The sequence below is a fragment of the Nesterenkonia lacusekhoensis genome (assembly GCF_017876395.1).
Lineage (GTDB): Bacteria > Actinomycetota > Actinomycetes > Actinomycetales > Micrococcaceae > Nesterenkonia > Nesterenkonia lacusekhoensis.
Map to the genome: position 1 here is coordinate 369,216 of NZ_JAGINX010000001.1, position 17,638 is coordinate 386,853.

Sequence of the window (17,638 nt, forward strand, 5' to 3'; positions counted from 1 at the left end):
CCTCCGGATTTACTTCTCGATGACAGCGAGGACGTCGCGGGCGTTCAGGACGAGGAACTCGTCGCCGCCGACCTTGACCTCGGTGCCGCCGAACTTGGAGTAGATGACGACGTCGCCTTCAGAGACGTCGACCGGCAGGCGATCGCCGGAGTCGCCGACGCGACCCGGGCCCACTGCGACGACTTCGCCCTCCTGGGGCTTCTCCTTGGCGGTGTCCGGGATGACCAGGCCGGAAGCGGTGGTCTGCTCGGCCTCCAGGGGGCGGACAACAATACGATCCTCGAGGGGCTTGATGGAGACTGACACGTCAGTTCTCTCCTTTGCAGATGGTGAATCGGTACAGGTTGCGCGCCGTGGGAGTGACCAACCGTCGTCGCGGGTACCGGAGGCGTGCCTCCGCCGGTTAGCGCCCCTTTGGCATTAGCACCCGGTGACGGCGAGTGCTAGGACAAACTATATGACTCCCTTAGCACTCGATCAAGGAGAGTGCCAAGGGAGTCGTAGCGGCGATATCCGGTTGGGCGCGTCGGGTGTCGGTCCCGACGCCGGAGCGTCAGCGGCTCCTCAACGGTTCAGCGATTCCTCAACGGTTCAACGAGTGCGGCTCACAGGTGGGTCTCGACGTCGGCGTCCTCGCGCAGCTCCTCGATATGAGACATCAGGGCCTCATTCTCGTTCTGCTGGGCGGCCTGCTCCTCGAGCTCATCGCGGACCTCATCGAAGGGAGGCATCTCCTGCTGCTCGGCGCCGGGGGCGCCCTCGCCGCCGCCTTCGCCGCCCTGAGCCTCAGCCATCATCTCCTGCTGCTGCTCCTGCTGGTCATAGAGCTCCTGGAGCTCCTCCTCCGAGGGCTCCTCAATGTCCAGGCTCTCGGTGACCTGGTTGATCAGGGCCTGATCGGAGGCATCCTCACGCAGCTCCTCCTCGGAGTTGCCCTGCTCCTCATAGGCCTCGATGAGTTCGTCGGCCGACTCCATGCCGCCCTGTTCGGCGGCGTCCTCCAGAGCGGCGTCGATGTCCTCCTCCGAGGCCTCGAAGCCCTGCTGCTCAGCGTCCTGGAGGAGCAGCTCAGTGCCGATGGCAGTGTCCAGGACCTGTTCCTGGATGGTGGCCTCGTCCGGCTCCTCGCCAGACATCTGGGCCTGCATGGCCATCTGCTGGAACTGCTGCTCATAGAGCGGGATGAACTCCTCGCTGGAGAGCTCCTCGCCGTTGACAGTGGCGACGACATCAGGGATGTCCTCGGTGTCCGGCTCAGGCATCTCCATGTCTTCCTGGCCCATGGGGGCCTCCTGGCCCTCTTCCTCGGCTCCTCCGGAGGCTTCGGCGTCGGGCTCGGCGTTCTGGTCGCAGGCGGCCAATCCCAGGAGCAGGGTGGTGGCGGCCGCACCGGTCAGCAGTTTCTTATGCACAGCGTTCTCCTCACACGTGGACAAGTCTGCACCGTAGGGCCTGCAGCACAACGGATGCTCCATGCCGGCTGGTGGTGAGGTGCAGGGGCTCAGCATGAAAAGGGAATCGCCTGCCCAGTAGACTTGTTGTGGTCTCACATTCTTTCCGCCGCCGTGATATTCGAGAGGTCCACCGTGACACATACCCCCGCAGAGGCGAACGATCCCTTCGGCTTCGTCGGCCTGACCTATGACGATGTCCTGCTGCTGCCCGGCGCCACCGACGTCATCCCCTCGGACGCTGACACCACCACCCGGCTGTCGAGGAACATCGACATCGCCTCGCCGGTGGTCTCAGCCGCTATGGACACGGTGACCGAAGCGCCGATGGCGATCGCCCTGGCGCGCCTGGGCGGGATCGGCATCCTGCACCGCAACCTCTCCATCGAGGAGCAGGCCAAGCAGGTGGATCAGGTCAAGCGCTCCGAGTCCGGCATGATCACCGACCCGGTGACCATCACCCCGGATGCGACCATCAAGGATCTGGACGACCTCTGCGCCCACTACCGCGTCTCCGGCCTGCCGGTGGTGGACGAGGAGAAGAAGCTGCTGGGCGTCATCACCAATCGGGACATCCGGTTCATCCCGCATGAGGAGTACCTGACCACCAAGGTCTACGAGAAGATGACTCCTCAGCCGCTGATCACCGCCAAGGAGGGCATCACCAACGCTGAGGTGTTGGAGCTGTTCTCCAAGCACCGCGTGGAGAAGCTGCCGCTGGTCGACGACGAAGATCGGCTCACCGGCCTGATCACCATCAAGGACTTCGACAAGGCCGATAAGTACCCCCAGGCCACCAAGGACGACGAGGGCCGGCTGCGCGTCGGAGCCGCCGTGGGCTTCTTCGGAGAGGGCTTCGACCGTGCCATGGCTCTGGTGGAGGCCGGTGTGGACGCGCTGGTGGTGGACACCGCCAACGGTCACACCCGCGGTGTGCTGGACATGATCGCCAAGCTCAAGGCTGAGCCCAAGGCCGCCCATGTGGACGTGATCGGGGGCCAGGCCGCCACTCGTGAGGGTGCTCAGGCACTGGTCGACGCCGGCGCCGACGCCATCAAGGTCGGCGTCGGACCGGGCTCGATCTGCACCACCCGCGTGGTCGCCGGCGTCGGCGTGCCCCAGGTGACCGCCATCTATGAGGCGAGCAAGGCAGCCGGCCCGGCCGGTGTGCCGCTGATCGCCGACGGTGGGCTGCAGCACCCCGGCGACATCGGCAAGGCGCTGGTGGCCGGTGCGAACTCAGTGATGCTCGGCTCTCTGCTGGCCGGGGCCAAGGAGTCCCCGGGCGATCTGGTCTTCTACCAGGGCAAGCAGTTCAAGGCCTACCGCGGAATGGGCTCCTTGGGTGCCATGCAGACCCGCGGCAAGAACACCTCCTACTCCAAGGACCGGTACTTCCAGGCTGATGTCCCCACCGATGAGAAGCTCATCCCCGAGGGCATCGAGGGTCAGGTGCCCTACCGCGGACCGCTCTCGGCCGTGGTGCACCAGCTGACCGGCGGCCTGCGCCAGACCATGTTCTACGTGGGAGCCCACACCACCGATGATCTGAAGGCCAAGGGCAAGTTCGTCCGCATCACCTCGGCCGGGCTGAAGGAATCCCACCCGCATGATGTGATGATGACCGTCGAAGCCCCCAACTACGGCCGGAAGTAAGGACACCACCTCTTGAGCAACGAACTCCCCATCGGCCTGGCCAAGAACGCGCGCCGGGCCTGGGCACTGGACGATGTCGCCGTCGTGCCCAGCCGCCGGACCCGCAGCCCGCAGGACGTCAGCCTGGAGTGGCAGATCGACGCCTATAAGTTCGACATGCCGGTCATCGGTGCGCCGATGGACTCGGTCATGTCCCCGGCGACGGCCATCGCCCTGGGCAAGCTGGGCGGCCTGGGCGTGCTGAACCTGGAGGGTCTGTGGACCCGGTATGAGAACCCCGAGCCCATCCTCGAGGAGATCGCCGCGCTGGAGGCCAGCGACGTCTCTCCGGAGAACACTCAGCGGCTGCAGGAGCTCTACGCCGAGCCGATCAAGGCGGAGCTGATCACTGCGCGGCTGGCAGAGATCCGTGAGGCCGGCGTCGTGGTCTCCGGGTCCCTGACTCCGCAGCGGACCCAGGAGTTCTACCAGACAGTGGTCGACGCCGGCGTCGACATGTTCGTCATCCGCGGGACCACTGTCTCGGCCGAGCACGTCACGGACAACGGTGCGGACGGCACTGAGCCGCTGAACCTGAAGAAGTTCATCTACGAGCTTGATGTTCCGGTGATCGTCGGCGGTGCGGCCGGGTACACCCCGGCGCTGCACCTGATGCGCACCGGTGCCGCCGGTGTCCTGGTGGGCTTCGGCGGCGGCTCGTCCACCACCACTCGCCGGGCACTGGGCATCCGCGTGCCGATGGCCACGGCCATCAGCGACATCGCAGCCGCGCGCCGGGACTACCTGGATGAGTCCGGCGGGCGCTACGTGCATGTGATCGCCGACGGCGGCCTGGGCACCTCCGGCGACATCGTCAAAGCTCTGGCCATGGGCGCCGACGCCGTGATGCTCGGGGCCACTCTGGCCCGGGCGGAGGAGGCCCCCGGCCGGGGCTGGCACTGGGGCCTGGAAGCCGTCCATGAGGAGTTCCCGCGCGGCCACCGCACCCACGTGGGCACCGTCGGGCCGCTGGAGGAGGTCCTCTGGGGCCCCAGCCACCACACCGACGGGACCTCCAACCTGATGGGCGGGCTCAAGCGGGCCATGGCCACCACCGGCTACGTGGACGTGAAGTCGTTCCAGCGGGTCGACGCCATCGTCTCCCCGCTGAGCCAGCAGGACCGCTGAGCAGCCCTCACCGTTGATCGTCTCCCACAGTTGATTGGGCGAAGAACCGCCGTCTGAGCAGCAGATCTGCTCTGGGACGGTGGTTCTTCGCCCAATCTTTTCTTCGGTCAGGGCTGGCCCAGGCGGGAACGGTAGGCCAGCAGAGTCCCGACGCCGAGCAGCCCGGCCGCGATCGCGGCGATCCAGAAGTTCTGGGCACCGGTCAGCGCCAGGTCTCCCTCGCTGGAGGCAGCTGTGGGGGAGGTGTCGTCGGGAGCAGCGTTCGAGCCTGCGGCTCCCAGATCCGTTCCGGCCTCGGCGTCCGCACGTTCGTCGCCTGCTTCGGAGCCGGCTGGCGCTTCTGCGGCTGAGGATTCGTCGTCGACCGGTTCCTCCCCAGCCGACGGTCCGTCTTCAGACACCCCGTCCTCACCGGAGCCTGTGCCGGCCCCCTGATCTGCATCGTCTTCCTGGCCTGCGTCGTCCTCCTCAGTGGCGCCCTCCTCCTCGGCGCCGCCGTCGGTCTCCTCACCCACGACGATGTCCGCGATGATCGGGTCGTGGTCGGAGGCCCGCCAGAGAGACTCGCTCCACGCGGGCTCGTCGTAGAGCCCGGGAGTCCCTGAGGCCTCGTAGCGGCTGTACTCCAGTGCGATGGGCTCCGGAGCGTTGGTGTTCCAGATGTGGGTCTGGGCCACTGTCTCCACTGCGGCGTCGGAGGCCACTACGTGGTCCAGCGAACCCGATTCACCGCTGTAGTTGTAGGAGTAGTTGCCGGTCTCCTCGGAATGCTGGGCCGAGAGGTTGGTGAAACCGGCGTCCTCGATGGTGACCATCGGAGCCTCGGCCGCATAGGAGTTGAAGTCGCCCATCAGGTAGAAGCGGTCGGTGCTGTACTCCTCCCGCATAGCTTCGGTGAACGCCACCATCGCCTCGGCCTGGCGTGTGCGGTCTCCGTTGAAGGAGCCGCTGCCGTCGCCGGAGTCGGCGTTGTCGCCCTCGCCCTCGCCGCCCTTGGACTTCAGATGATTGACCACCAGGGCGAACTGGTCGTCCTCATCGCCGTCGACCGGCTGGAACAGCGCGGCCATCGGCTCGCGGGCGTTGGAGTAGATCTCGTCCACGTCGTACTCGTCCAGGGCATCGGAAGCCAGGTGCTCCACGCCCTCCTCGAAGAGGATCAGCGAATCCACCAGCTCGACGGCTTCGGGCCGATAGATGTATCCGTTGCGGATGACGTCCTCATCCTCGGGAAAGTCCTCGACCGGGACATAGTCCCAAGTGCCCTCTCCCTCGACCGCGTTGAGCGCCTCCACCAGCACCTGGTGGGCGTAGTCGCGGTCCTCGCCGAAGTGGACGGAGTTCTCCATCTCCTGCAGCGCGATGACATCGGCGTCCATGCCCACGATCGTGTTCACGATGCGCTGCTGCTGCACCGCGAAGTGCTCCTCGGTGTAGGCCCCACGGCTGGTGCAGTAGTCAGTTGTGGTGGGCTCGCCGTGCCGGTCCTCGTGGTAGTCACAGTCCTCCTCGTACTCACCGACGTGCGGGAAGTAGTTCAGGACGTTGAAGCCGGCCACGCGGACATCCCCGGCGCGTCCGGGAAGGTCTGCCTCGGGGCGGGTGTCGCTGAAGGTGACCGGCTCCTGCTCCGGGTTCCCGGGCAGGAAGGAGGTCGGCTCGAAGCGCCACTCGTCATAGCGATGCTCCAGGATCACCGGGGCGTTCCACTCCACTGAGGTGCCCACGCGGGGGACCTGCCCTGTGCTCAGATAGGGGAGGGGCATATCGGCCTCATCCGACCAGCTGGTCCAGCGGTTGCGGCCGCCGTGGCCCAGTCGGATGTAGCGCTCCGCGTTGGAGGCGGCCAGCTCCTCGCGCTCCTGGGTGTCCGGGTGGTGCTGTGCGGTGGGGTTCACCAGAGGGTCGGTGCCGTCCACGACGCCGAGCACGCCGCCTACGCTGTCGGCCTCGCCGTGGAGCAGCCCGTAGTTGTCGGTGACCGTCCAGTCGCCCTCCGGGCTGAGCGTCATGCCGATCAGCTGCTCGCGCTCCTCGATCTCCAGGAAGCCATCCACGGGGTAGGGGAGCGGAGCGTCGACGCTCTCGTCTTCGATGACTCCGACTTCGGGCTGGGTGATCTGCAGCTGAGCAGAGCTGGTGGAGCTGGACTCCTCCCAGGTGCCGACCTCCCCGGTCACTTCGACGTAGTCGCCCTCCTCGACCACGGCGCCGTCCCAGCCGGTGCCCATCCAGACGAAGACCGCACAGGAAACGTCGTGATCGCTGTAGTCCTCGCTGCCGCAGGCTGCCTCCTCCTGGAGGTAGAACCCGTCCCAGGGACGCGAGGTGTTCTCGGTGTCGGCGTAGCGCGCGGTGACCACACCGCGAGTGGTGACCTCCTCGCCCATATAGGGGCTGGCGGCGGGATCCGTGCCGGCTTCGCCGCGGACCTCGGAGATCGAGACCTCCGCTGCGGTCGACGAGTCGGTCGGATCCGAAGGCTCGGGTTCTGAAGGTTCCGGCTCTGAAGGCTCAGGCTCTGACGGTGCGGGTTCCGACGGTTCAGGATCAGCAGGCTCAGGCTCATCCTGGTCCTGCGTGATCAGAGCGTCGCCGCCGCTGTACCGGGGAGCCGCGGGCGCAGGGCCGAAGTCCTCGCCGTTCTCCCCGGAGGAGCCGGTGCGTTGAAGGGTCTCCCCGGAGGAAGCCTCCGCAGCGACCGCACGGGAGTCGCCCAGGCCGACCTCCGCCTCGCCCCAGCCCAAGGCGTCGACCACAGCGGGATGATCGGTGAGGTCGCCGGAGACGCCCTCGGGTGGTTCTGCGGTGGAGAACAGGGCCACAGAGGCGCCGCCGCCTGCCATGTTCAGCGCTGCTCCGGCGACGTGGTCGGCATGGAGCTCGGTGACCGGCCCGCCCGCGGCAGCCGGTCCCAGGATCAGGTAGCTGCCCTCGGCAGGGACGGAGCCGCTGAGCTGAGTGTTGCCGCCGCTGTAGGGGGTGCCGCTGCTCTGGTAGCCCTGGATGGACCAATCGCTGAGGTCCACCTCGGTGTCACAGCTGTTGGTCAGCTCCACGTAGCGGGGGAGGTCCTGGGCGCTGCTTCCGCCGCGGGTGTTCACCTCGTCGATCAGGATGCAGTCGGCTCCCTCGGCGTCCTGAGCCGGAGAGGCCATCGCCGGGGCGGGGCCCAGCATGGTTCCGCTCAGCACCGCTGCGGTCAGCAGGCGGGGGAGCCGGCGGCCGGAGGCGTCGGTGGTGGGACGGTCAGGGGTCGGCATGCAGAGTCCTCAGCAGGTCGAGTGATGCGGGCAGGAGTCAGTCTCCGATCCAATCAGGCCCGTGTGAACGCCGTGCTACGTCGAGGCGAATTGCCGTAGGCCGCCCCTGCCGCCGTCCTCCCAGGTCAGCCGGCTCGCCGCTGACGGGAACGGACCAGCAGCAGAGTCCCGACGCCGAGCAGGAGAGCCGCTGCCATCGCGATCCAGGCCACCTGAGCACCGGTCACCGCAAGGCTGCCGTCCTGGGCCGCGGCGGACTCCTGTGCAGGTGCCTCTCCAGCACCGGCCGCGGAAGTCTCGGCGGCAGGCCCATCAGCGCCTGCGGCAGGGTCCTCGGATTCCTCACCGGAGGCGGCCTGCTGGTCCGCGGACTCTTCGTCAGGCGAGTCCTCAACGGACGCGTCCTGAGGATCGGCGCCGGCGGGATCGGTCCCGGCGGAGTCGGTGTCTGTTGCCTCCTCAGTGTCTTCGGAGCCGTCAGTGCCGTCAGTGCCGGCAGAGCCATCAGAGCTATCAGGGCCGTCAGTGCCGGCCGGGGCGCCTTCGTCGGCGTCGCCTCCGGTGCTGTCCTGGCCCGCCGCCGAGCTCTGCACCGTCATCGGGATGGTGAGCTCCGTGCCGGTGGTCTCCTCCTGGATGACCAGGGGCATCTCAGTCTGCTCCGCACCGTCGGAGCTGGCGCTCATCGCGCCCAGCCCGGGGCTCACTGAGCCGCTGAACTCCAGTGCGGCGGGGACCTCGGCGCGGATCTCCGCAGTGCCGCGCAGATCGCTGGCATCGGCATATTCGGCGTCGATGTCGAAGTCGTCGAGGTCGAATCCGGCCAGCGAGACGCTGACCGATTCGCCGACCGGGACGTCCTCCGAGCTGTAGGCCAGCCCCGAGAGGTCCAGGGCGAGCTCGTCACCGGGGGCGTAGACCGTCTCCGAGGGGTGGCCGGAGACCCATGTGGTACCCACCGCTCGGCGGTCCAAGGCTGGCTCCAGGACCTCCTGCTCGCGGGCGTACTCCACGAACGCCTCCAGGTCGTTCATGCCCGTGTCCTGGGTGCTGGCAGCCTCCAACGGCACCTCCACGCCTCCGCCGGAGGCCATGTAGGAGTTCATGCCCACGGTGTAGGTGGCGTCGGGGTCGACCGGCTCGCCCTCGATGATGACCTGCTCGATGTGCTCGCCGTCAGGAGCCGAGGCGTCATAGGTGTAGCGGACCTCGGAGGACTGGGCGTGCTTGGAGAAGCTGCCGTCCTCGCGCCACTGCTCCTCGAAGAGGCGGTAAACCTGCTCCCCGGTCAGCTCTACGTTGACCAGCGTGTTGGCAAAGGGCTGGACATCGCCCAGGTCCCTGTAGGTCAGCTGACCCAGGGGCAGATCGCCGCGCAGGCCGCCGGCGTTGGTCACTGCGAAGTCGACGTCGGGCTGGTTCTGGCGGATGGCCCAGAGCTGGGCATCGGCGATCAGCTCACCCAGTGTGGAAGCGGCACTTCGGTTCTCAGAGCCCTCGCTGTTGACCGCCCGGGCGAAGGGTACCTCCCCGGCGGTCTCCGCGATGACCTCACTGCCGAGCTCATCAGCGGTGGACACTGCATCGGAGACGATCTGGTCCACCTCGGGGTGGCCCTCGCAGCGGGGTTCGCCCCCGGGGAAGAGCTCCACCAGTTCGGCCTCGGACTCCACGAGCTCCCCGGTGGAGGGGTCGAAGGAGAAGTCCAGGACGTTCACGTAGTCGCCGTACTCGCCGGCCTGGGCCAGCCATGTGCCGTCCACGTCATGGACATAGCTCTGGTGGGTGTGGCCGGACATGATCGCGTCGATCTCCGGATGTGCGTTCTCGATCAGGCCCCCGAAGGGAAGCCCGGAGGCGCTGTCGGGACTGGTGCTGGGCAGGCCCTCGTGGACCAGGACGGTGACCACATCGGCCAGGTCGTTCTCGGTCAGGTGCTCGGCGTAGTGGTTGGCCTCCTGACTCATGGAGGTCCACTCGATGCCCTCGATCCCATCCGGGCTGACCAGGCTGGGCATGCCCTCGGTGATCAGGCCGATGAAGGCCACCCGAACCCCGCCGACCTCGTGGATGGAGTAGGGGCCATAGAGGTGTTCGCCGGTTTCGGCGTCGCGGATGTTCGCGCCGATCCAGGGGAAGTCGGACATCGGGATGACCCGGTCATCCATATCGGCTGCACCCTGGTCGAACTCATGGTTGCCCAGAGCGGAGACATCGAGGTCCATGGCATTGAGCGCTTCGATGCTGGGCTCGTCCTGCTGGATGAAGCTGGTGAAGGTGGATGCCCCGATGTTGTCTCCGGCCGAGGCGAAGAGGGTGTTCGGGTTCTGCGCACGGTAGTCATCCACCGTGCAGGCCAGCACCGACGCCGACTCCTCCACCCGACCATGGAAATCATTGGAAGCGACGATGGAGAAGTCCACCAGCTCGTCGTCCTGGCCGGACTCCTGGTCAGCGGTGTCCTCCTGGCTGGAGGCCTCGTCCTGATCAGGGCCCTCCTGGGTGGCTCCGTCCTCCTGAGTTTCCTCTGCCTGCTGGGCCTGCGACTCTGCATCTTCTGCCTGAGGACTCTCCGCAGTGCTGGCCGCGGCGCTGGGGGCGGGGGCCAGGAGCACGGCGGCCAGGCCGGCGGCCGTGGCTCTGCGGGGCCAGGGACGCCGCTGTCGGGCGTCCTCGTCAGGGGTGCGTTCGGCAGAATCAGGTGCAGCTGTCATGTAGGGGATCCCTCATCGTCAGGGCGGGTGTCGGTCGAGTGAGCTCCATCCCATCAAGGCTGTGTTAACTGGAGAAGAAGGACCGGCGAATGGCCGGTTCAAGGCCCTGCAGGAGGGCGCGGCGTCGCCGGCGGCTGTCTCGTTTTGGGCAGGCGTGGTCTCGTCTCGTATAGTAGACGGGCCTGGTGACGTGTCCGAGCGGCCGAAGGTGCGACACTCGAAATGTCGTGAGCGGTAACCCCGCTCCGTGGGTTCAAATCCCACCGTCACCGCCAGCTTCGAAGGCCCCGGTCCCTTGATCTCTCAAGGGCCCGGGGCCTTTCTCATGCCATCGACTCCTTCAGGCCCGGTGACAGGCTTCAGTTTCGATTCAGGCCGTGCGTCCGTGAGTCGAGGGCGAGCTTGAAGTGATTCTCTGCCGCGTTGATCCGAGAGGTCGGTGTCGTCGGGTCGAACACGCGCAGGACCGAGAAGCGAAACGTTGACGGTTCCAGGCCGCGCAACTCGACATTGCCACCGTGTCCATTGGCCGCGTATACGCTCCAGCGCTGTCGCAGGCTCTCCGAGCCGTCAGCCTTGCCGACATATTGCCGTCCGTCCCGACGATCGGTGATCAGATAGACGGCAGCCACAGATGCCAGCGCCGTACGCCATGAGGCATAGCGGTGGTCGCGCATCACCGCCTGCAGCTGCGCGTGATCCAGTACGAGATCGTCGAATCCTGGAAACGGAACTGGCCGCGCGTCAGCGATCTCCACAACCGGGTAGTCGGCGGCCGTGGATGCGTTGAGTCGCCAGGTGCGTGGCGACCTCCAACCGATCACGAGTCGGTTCCGCAGGTCTGTCATGCGCTCGGAGACCACGAGGTCGAAGGTACGTCGTGTCCCGTCGTTCGACATTTCACCGTGATTCTCGACCACTGCCCAGAGTCTGGCTCGGTCGCCACCTTCGCGGAGAAACACGACCCAGGTTCGAGGCGGCACAGCGGGGAAGATCCGTGGATTCGCGGACTGTTCCCTCGTGTACTCGAGGATCTCAGTGTCAGTGGATTCAGGGTGAATGCCGCTGTTTCCGGAATCCTCGTGCTCTTTGATGTACACGTGACGGATCACTTGGGCGTCCTGCGGATCGATCTCCGCGGTGTCCATGATGGAACCAAGCGTCAGTGTCATGGGTGGCTTTCCTTCCCCGGGTCTGAGTGATCCGATGATCACGGAGGTATTCGTCGCGATCTCGTCATCGTTGCAGACCAGGACGGATGATTCGGAGAACACAGGAAAGGCCCCGGATCGTTGAGGTTCGGGGCCTTTCCTGAATCAGCGGTTCGTCACCAGGGCCTACTGGTCATGATTCCTTAAGGACTCTTTCAGACTCGGCGGACCGAAGATCAGTATGAAGTTCAGTATTTGGTGCCGTGTGCCTTGTTGTAGGCCTCGATGACGGCCTTCGGAACCGCTCCGCGGTCGCTCTTGAGAAGACCGCTGATCTTCTCCGGCTGCTGCTTCGCCCATGCGCGGATCTCCTTGGCAGGGACAGAAGGACGCTTGGCCGTGGTCGCTGCTGTGCCGGAGGCCGCATGCTTGATGAACGGTTCCAGTGCTTCCTCGAGCTGCTTCCGATGATCAGGCCCGAGGTCGATCACATAAGAGCGGTTGCCTACGGAGAACTGAACGGTCTGTACATCCTCTGTGATCGAATTATCGATATCGTCCAGGAGAATAGTTCGAGTAGCCATATCTGCAGGCTATCACTGCCCCTCAATAATGTGAGCGGACGGATCATCCTTATTCTTCAGTCTTGCCGATGAACGGCAGATTCTCTTCTCTGCGTCACCTCGGTGCCGCTGAGCTACTCTGGCCCCATGTGCGGACGATATGTGCAGTCCAAGGCAGCCGGGCAGCTCTCTCTGGACCTCCGCGCCGGTTTCGGTGACGGTCTTCAGGAGACGATCTCGTGGAACATTGCGCCCACTGCGGCGGTGCCCATTCTGGTGGACCGCCCCGACGGCGATCGGGCACACCGGGAGCTGCACACCGCACGGTGGGGCCTGCTGCCGATCTGGGCCAAAGACAAGGCGCAGTCGGCCCGCGCCTTCAACGCACGCAGCGAGACGGTAGCCGATAAGCCCACGTTCCGCTCGGCCGTGCGGTCCAAACGCTGCGCCGTACCAGCGGATGCCTACTATGAGTGGCATGCCTCCGGCGGTTCCAAACAGCCCTACGCTGTGCGGAGGGCCGACGGCGCCTCCCATCTCTTCGCCGGGCTCTACGAATGGTGGCGCCCCCAGGACGCCGAAGCCCACGATCCGTGGGTGCTCTCCTGCACCATTCTCACCGGACCGTCGCCTGACCACGGCCACGACGGAGTCCTGGGTGAGCTGGCCTGGCTGCATGATCGGATGCCCCTCCCGCTGTCCGAGGAGACGCTGGAGGAATGGCTGGCTCCGGGGAAGCTCACCAAACCCGACGCCGAGCATCTGGTGAACCGAGTCCGCTCGGAGGCGCTCCATGTGGCTTCCGGATGGGAGGTCTACCCGGTGAGCCGCGCCGTCGGCAACGTCCGCAATGACAACGCTGAGCTGCTCCAGCCTGTCTCTGCCTGATCCCGCCCCGTGCGACTCAACGTCTGTGCGGTCCGCCGAACTACCGGAACTGCTGGAAGAACGAGGTGAGCTGCGCGGCGCATTCCTCCTCGCGGACACCGGGATGGACCTCCACCCAGTGGTTGAGTCGGGGTTCGCGCAGGATGTCGAACACTGACCCGGCCGCCCCCGCCTTCTCGTCCCAGGCGCCGAAGACCACGGTACGAATCCGTGATTGGCTGATCGCCCCGGCACACATCGGGCACGGCTCCAATGTCACCGCGAGTGTGCAGCCCTCCATGCGCCACTGGCCTGTGGCTGTGGCGGCCGCGCGCAGGGCTGCGATCTCAGCATGACCGGCCGGGTCGGCGTCGCGCTCTCTGGTGTTGTATCCCTCACCGAGCGTCTCACCGTCGGGGGAGACCACGACGGCGCCCACCGGCACTTCGCCGGAACCTTTCGCCTGCTCAGCCAGCTCCAGGCAGCGTCCGATCAGCCGGTGCCGAGTCTGCGGGTCGCGCGCGGGCAGGGGCGAGAAAGGCATGGTGCCAGCTTAGCTCCTGGTAGTTTTGACCTATGCGCGTACAGGTCGTGGAACATCCCCTCATTGCCCATAAGCTCACCCAGCTCCGCCGCAAGGAGGCTCCCTCCAACGTCTTCCGGCAGCTGACCGGCGAGCTGGTGACCCTGCTCTCCTATGAGGCAAGCCGCGACATCGCGACCGAACCCGTGGAGATCCAGACTCCGGTGGCCACGACCACCGGCACGGAGCTCTCCGACCCCAAGCCGCTGGTGGTGCCGATCCTGCGCGCCGGTCTGGGCATGCTGGAGGGGATGACTGCGATGGTCCCCACGGCCGAGGTCGGTTTCCTGGGCATGGCCCGGAACGAGGAGACCCTCGACATCATCACGTATGCGGAGCGTCTGCCCGATGACCTGACCGGCCGCCACGTCTTTGTGCTGGACCCGATGCTCGCCACCGGAGGCACGCTGGTGGAGTCCATCCGCTTCCTGAAGAACGCCAACGCTGCGAAGATCACCTGCATCTGCCTGGTCGCCGCCCCGGAGGGGATCGATCGACTGCGTGAGGGCGTCGGTGATCTCGACGTGGACCTCTACGTGGCAGCCATCGACGAGGGTCTCAATGAGAAGTCCTACATCGTGCCGGGTCTGGGCGACGCCGGAGATCGGCTCTACGGCCTGGCTGAGTGAACCGGGGGCTCACCGCCGGTGGGCTGACCGTTGCTGGGGCTGACCGTGGGTCGGCGTCGAGCGCGTTGAGGAGCCGTTAAGGTTACTCTGCGATAGCCATCTATGATGGGCCGCTTTCAGCGCCTGTCTGCCTCCGCGCATTCGCGTGTGTGAGGTGCCCTGACCAGGGGTTTTTCTGTGAGACCGTGGCCTCGTCCGCTATCCGGGTACGCTGTGTCCATCGCGATGATGATGTGTTTCTCGTCACGTACAAGCTGACTTGTCTCAATATGCGGAATATCTGTCCGTATGTTACTTGCAAAATCTTTATATGACAGAGAGTCTGGGGTGACAAGTCCACCGGCAGCACCGCCAGGGAGAGAGCATGGCTATGTCCGCGCATCTGAGTCAGGCCCAGAATCCAGGGTACGTTCATGTCTCCGTGCGAAACGCCGCACGCCGCGCGGAGATCGCTCGGAGGATGAAGGGCGGCGGAGCTGGCGCCGACGGCGCGGCGCCGACATCTGACTCAGCTCAGGCGAACGGTCACCCCGCCACCTCTCCGGTGCCCGTGCTGGCACAGAACGGCGGCGGCCCTCAGGTCGTTCAGCCCGATGTGGTCGCCCGCGGCTTCGTGGTCTACGTGGGCCTCGATGAGGACACAGCCACGGCGGCAGGCACCTCGCTGCATAAGATCGCCACCGAGCTGCGCGACTATGTCGAATCCATCGCTCCGGAGTCCCAGGTTCACATCGCGATGGCTATGGCCTCAGCGCTGACCGAGGGCAGCGACCTGGACGTGGTCCGTCAGGCGCTCGGTGATCCCACGGTCACTCACCGCACGATGGAGGCCCAGGTGCCTGCGCCGCCGGCGCCGTCGAACTCGGGCGTGCTGATCGACCTCTCCCGTCGTGAGGTCAAGCTCGACGGAGAGGATCTGAGCCTCACCTACAAGGAGTTTGAGCTGCTGAACTACCTGGTGGAGAACGGCGCCCGGACAGTGGGCCGCGAAGAGCTGCTCAAGACCCTCTGGCGCAACATCGACGAGGACCAGATGCCCAATGAGCGGACCATCGACGTCCACATCCGTCGCCTGCGCTCCAAGCTGGGCCGCCTGGCCAACACCGTGCGCACAGTGCGGGGCCAGGGCTATCGCTTCTATGAACACCCTGAGGTGACGGTCTGGGCCGCACCTGAGTACTCCATCTGAGTCTGGATCCCTGTGAGATCTCTGCTGATCCTCCGCCACGGCGAGGCCGGCCACTCCTTCTCCGGAGACGATCACGCCCGCACGCTGACCTCTCATGGCGAGCAGCAGGCTCGCCAGGTGGGGTCGTGGCTGCGCGACTCCGGGCTGGTGCCTGATGCCACGATCTGTTCCGATGCCATGCGCACCCGTCAGACCTGCATCTGGGTCAATGAACAGCTGGGGGAGAAGGCTCCCACGGCCTATCTGGACGACCGGCTCTATCTGGCCGCACCGCGGCAGGTGCTCTCGGTGATCAACGAGACCCCGGAGACGGTCCAATCTCTGCTGGTCGTGGCCCATATGCCCGGAGTCCAAGAGGTCAGCATGGAGCTGGCCTCTGTGTATTCCGAGGAGGACCCGGTGATCCGTATGGCTGGTTCCTGGCCCACTGCCGGCGTCGCGCACCTGCAGTTCGACAAGCCCTGGGCAGAGCTCGATGGACGCGACGCGCGCCTGGTCGCATTTCAGGTGCCCGGCTCCTGAGGGATTGGATCCTGAATGTCCGGCTCCAGGCGGCCCTCCGCTGCCTGTGATCCTGCAGGAGGGGCCTGGTGGAGAGCTCGATTTTGCATGGCGGCTCAGAGGTGTGTATAGTCTTCTAGGTCGCGATCACGACAGAGTGATCGGGACGGAGTGCTCGAGAGAGTGCTTGCGCCTATAGCTCAGCTGGATAGAGCGTCGGTCTACGGAACCGAAGGTCTGGGGTTCGAATCCCTATGGGCGCACAGAGACAGACCCCTGGTCAGAAGGTGAGAACCCTTCCGACCAGGGGTCTTTTCGTGTCTGGGGCCGTCGTATAAGCGGATCACCCCGGGATCTTCCTGAGAAGCGGCGCTTCCGGGCCTCGGGTTCTAGTGAACGTCGCAACGACCTGACCGTTCAGGAGTTGCGATGCCCGCACGCGAACCCTCCCGAGGAGAGCCTTATACCGAAGCGGTGAAGGCTGACTGCCTTCACCGCTTCGGCCAGACCCCAAACCTGGTTGCAGTCGCAGCTGAGACCGGAGTCTCTGCCAGGACCTTGTCTGACTGGGTCAGAGCCGCCGGGATGTATCACCTGGTACGTCCCGGCCGGGCGCATCCACGCAGAGATGAGTACCATCGACTGCGGTTAGAGGGATTCAGCCGTGCAGAGGCTGCCCAACGAGTCGGTGCATCTGCGCGATCGGCGCGGAATTGGGACCGTCAGAGTGCGCCCAATGGGTATAACAAGAAGATGCACAGCACCTTCCCTGATCCCGCCGCGCCCGCGACTCACCGGCGGTACCTCAACGCGGCAGACAGACTCGCGATCTCTGACCTGCTGCGACGAGGCTGTTCCTACGCTCAGATCGCTGCTGAGCTGGGACGGAGCCGTTCAACGATCAGCCGAGAGGTCACCCGCAACAGCCACAGAGGCCTCTACCACCCGTACCTCGCTCATCAGCAGAGCGTCGACCGGCGGGCACGGCCCAAGCCCAGGAAACTGGTGCCTGGCAGCCGGATCTTCGCCTACGTCTGGGACAAGCTGCAGCTGGAATGGTCCCCGGAGCAGATCAGTGGAAAGCTCGCTGAAGAGTTCCCCGAAGATCAGGAGATGCGTGTGTGCCACGAAACGATCTACCAGGCCCTGTACCTACAGGCTCGTGGTGGATTGAAGCGTGAAGTCCAAGCCGCGCTGCGCACTGGTCGGGCGATGCGCAAGCCTGCCGGTGACCAGCGCAGATCCCGGAGTCTGGGTGGGCAGATGGTCATGATCAGCCAGCGTCCTGCTGAGGTCGAGGACCGGGCAGTGCCGGGGCACTGGGAAGGAGACCTGATCATCGGTGCTGGCAGTAAGTCCGCGATCGCGACTTTGGTGGAGCGTCATACCCGGTTTGTGATGCTCTGCCATCTTCCTGGTGATCACACCGCCCAGACGGTCGCGGCCGCGCTGACCCAGCGGATGAAGACGCTTCCTGAGCATCTTCGCGGTTCGCTGACGTGGGATCAGGGAGCCGAGATGGCCGCTCATCACACGATCAGCGTGGCTGCTGATCTTCCGATCTACTTCTGTGACCCGGCTTCACCCTGGCAGCGGGGATCGAATGAGAACACCAACGGGTTGCTTCGCCAGTACTTCCCTAAGGGAACTGATCTTTCAGTCCATGGCCCAGAGGATCTGGAGCTGGTCGCGAACAAGCTCAACGGCAGGCCTAGGAAGACATTGGGATGGGACAGTCCCGCAGACCGCATGAAAGAGTTGCTCACGACCAGCTGAGTTCACTGTTGTTGCGACAACCACTCGAATCCGCCGGCGATTCTGAGGAAGAGTGCGGGGTGATCGGGCCCGCAGCCGCCATCAGCCTCGCTGACCACACCCGAATTCCAAAACGTGGTCATCATCAC

Annotated in this window: 14 protein-coding genes and 2 tRNA genes; 9 read left to right on the plus strand and 7 right to left on the minus strand. The window is 65.5% G+C overall.

What is annotated here, in order from left to right; genetic code table 11:
• Positions 1–9: 9 nt before the first annotated feature.
• Entirely contained in the window at positions 10–306 is a 297-nt protein-coding gene (gene groES, locus JOF45_RS01750; protein ID WP_210047507.1) for a co-chaperone GroES, read from the minus strand.
• 299 nt (positions 307–605) lie between these two features.
• A complete protein-coding gene (locus JOF45_RS01755) occupies positions 606–1,412 on the minus strand; it encodes a SurA N-terminal domain-containing protein (protein WP_210047508.1) in 807 nt (268 codons plus the stop codon).
• Between the two features lie 174 nt (positions 1,413–1,586).
• Here JOF45_RS01755 and guaB point away from each other — a divergent pair, with 174 nt between their 5' ends.
• A complete protein-coding gene (gene guaB, locus JOF45_RS01760; RefSeq protein WP_210047509.1) occupies positions 1,587–3,107 on the plus strand; it encodes an IMP dehydrogenase in 1,521 nt (506 codons plus the stop codon).
• Positions 3,108–3,119: 12 nt separating this feature from the next.
• On the plus strand, positions 3,120–4,274 hold the full coding sequence (locus JOF45_RS01765) for a GuaB3 family IMP dehydrogenase-related protein (RefSeq protein WP_210047510.1): 1,155 nt from the start codon (positions 3,120–3,122) through the stop codon (positions 4,272–4,274).
• 107 nt (positions 4,275–4,381) lie between these two features.
• Here JOF45_RS01765 and JOF45_RS01770 read toward each other — a convergent pair whose 3' ends face one another.
• Together JOF45_RS01770 and JOF45_RS01775 are read right to left on the minus strand one after the other, a co-directional pair.
• The gene (locus JOF45_RS01770) at positions 4,382–7,537 is read right to left on the minus strand and encodes an ExeM/NucH family extracellular endonuclease (protein ID WP_210047511.1); all 3,156 of its coding nucleotides are present in this window, start codon (positions 7,535–7,537) and stop codon (positions 4,382–4,384) included.
• A 125-nt stretch (positions 7,538–7,662) separates the two neighbouring features.
• Positions 7,663–10,251, minus strand: coding sequence for a 5'-nucleotidase C-terminal domain-containing protein (locus tag JOF45_RS01775; protein WP_210047512.1), 2,589 nt, complete (start codon positions 10,249–10,251; stop codon positions 7,663–7,665).
• Between the two features lie 184 nt (positions 10,252–10,435).
• Here JOF45_RS01775 and JOF45_RS01780 point away from each other — a divergent pair.
• Positions 10,436–10,526 (plus strand) — tRNA-Ser (locus tag JOF45_RS01780).
• An 84-nt stretch (positions 10,527–10,610) separates the two neighbouring features.
• Here JOF45_RS01780 and JOF45_RS01785 read toward each other — a convergent pair.
• Both JOF45_RS01785 and JOF45_RS01790 read right to left on the minus strand, forming a co-directional pair.
• Positions 10,611–11,423, minus strand: a complete 813-nt coding sequence (locus JOF45_RS01785) for a GIY-YIG nuclease family protein (protein ID WP_210047513.1) — start codon at positions 11,421–11,423, stop codon at positions 10,611–10,613.
• 227 nt (positions 11,424–11,650) lie between these two features.
• Positions 11,651–11,986: a histone-like nucleoid-structuring protein Lsr2 gene (locus JOF45_RS01790; protein WP_210047514.1), complete on the minus strand. Its 336-nt coding sequence runs from the start codon at positions 11,984–11,986 to the stop codon at positions 11,651–11,653.
• Between the two features lie 126 nt (positions 11,987–12,112).
• Here JOF45_RS01790 and JOF45_RS01795 point away from each other — a divergent pair, with 126 nt between their 5' ends.
• Positions 12,113–12,853 (plus strand): SOS response-associated peptidase, encoded by a 741-nt coding sequence (locus JOF45_RS01795; RefSeq protein ID WP_210047515.1) that lies wholly within the window; start codon positions 12,113–12,115, stop codon positions 12,851–12,853.
• A gap of 40 nt (positions 12,854–12,893) precedes the next feature.
• On the opposite strand, the gene tadA is transcribed toward JOF45_RS01795, so the two are convergent.
• A complete protein-coding gene (tadA, locus tag JOF45_RS01800; RefSeq protein WP_210047516.1) occupies positions 12,894–13,376 on the minus strand; it encodes a tRNA adenosine(34) deaminase TadA in 483 nt (160 codons plus the stop codon).
• Positions 13,377–13,408: 32 nt separating this feature from the next.
• Between tadA and upp the strand changes: the two genes are divergently transcribed.
• The 5 genes from upp (at position 13,409) to JOF45_RS01825 (ending at position 17,510) form a co-directional block, all read left to right on the plus strand.
• Positions 13,409–14,044 carry a uracil phosphoribosyltransferase gene (upp, locus tag JOF45_RS01805; protein WP_210047517.1) on the plus strand — a complete coding sequence of 212 codons (636 nt, stop codon included), beginning with the start codon at positions 13,409–13,411 and terminating at the stop codon, positions 14,042–14,044.
• 370 nt (positions 14,045–14,414) lie between these two features.
• A complete protein-coding gene (locus tag JOF45_RS01810; RefSeq protein ID WP_210051231.1) occupies positions 14,415–15,233 on the plus strand; it encodes a winged helix-turn-helix domain-containing protein in 819 nt (272 codons plus the stop codon).
• A 12-nt stretch (positions 15,234–15,245) separates the two neighbouring features.
• Positions 15,246–15,755 (plus strand): SixA phosphatase family protein, encoded by a 510-nt coding sequence (locus tag JOF45_RS01815; protein ID WP_342591365.1) that lies wholly within the window; start codon positions 15,246–15,248, stop codon positions 15,753–15,755.
• 168 nt (positions 15,756–15,923) lie between these two features.
• A tRNA-Arg gene (locus JOF45_RS01820) sits at positions 15,924–15,997 on the plus strand.
• Between the two features lie 322 nt (positions 15,998–16,319).
• Positions 16,320–17,510 (plus strand): IS30 family transposase, encoded by a 1,191-nt coding sequence (locus tag JOF45_RS01825; RefSeq protein ID WP_425352346.1) that lies wholly within the window; start codon positions 16,320–16,322, stop codon positions 17,508–17,510.
• The last annotated feature ends 128 nt before the right edge of the window (positions 17,511–17,638 follow it).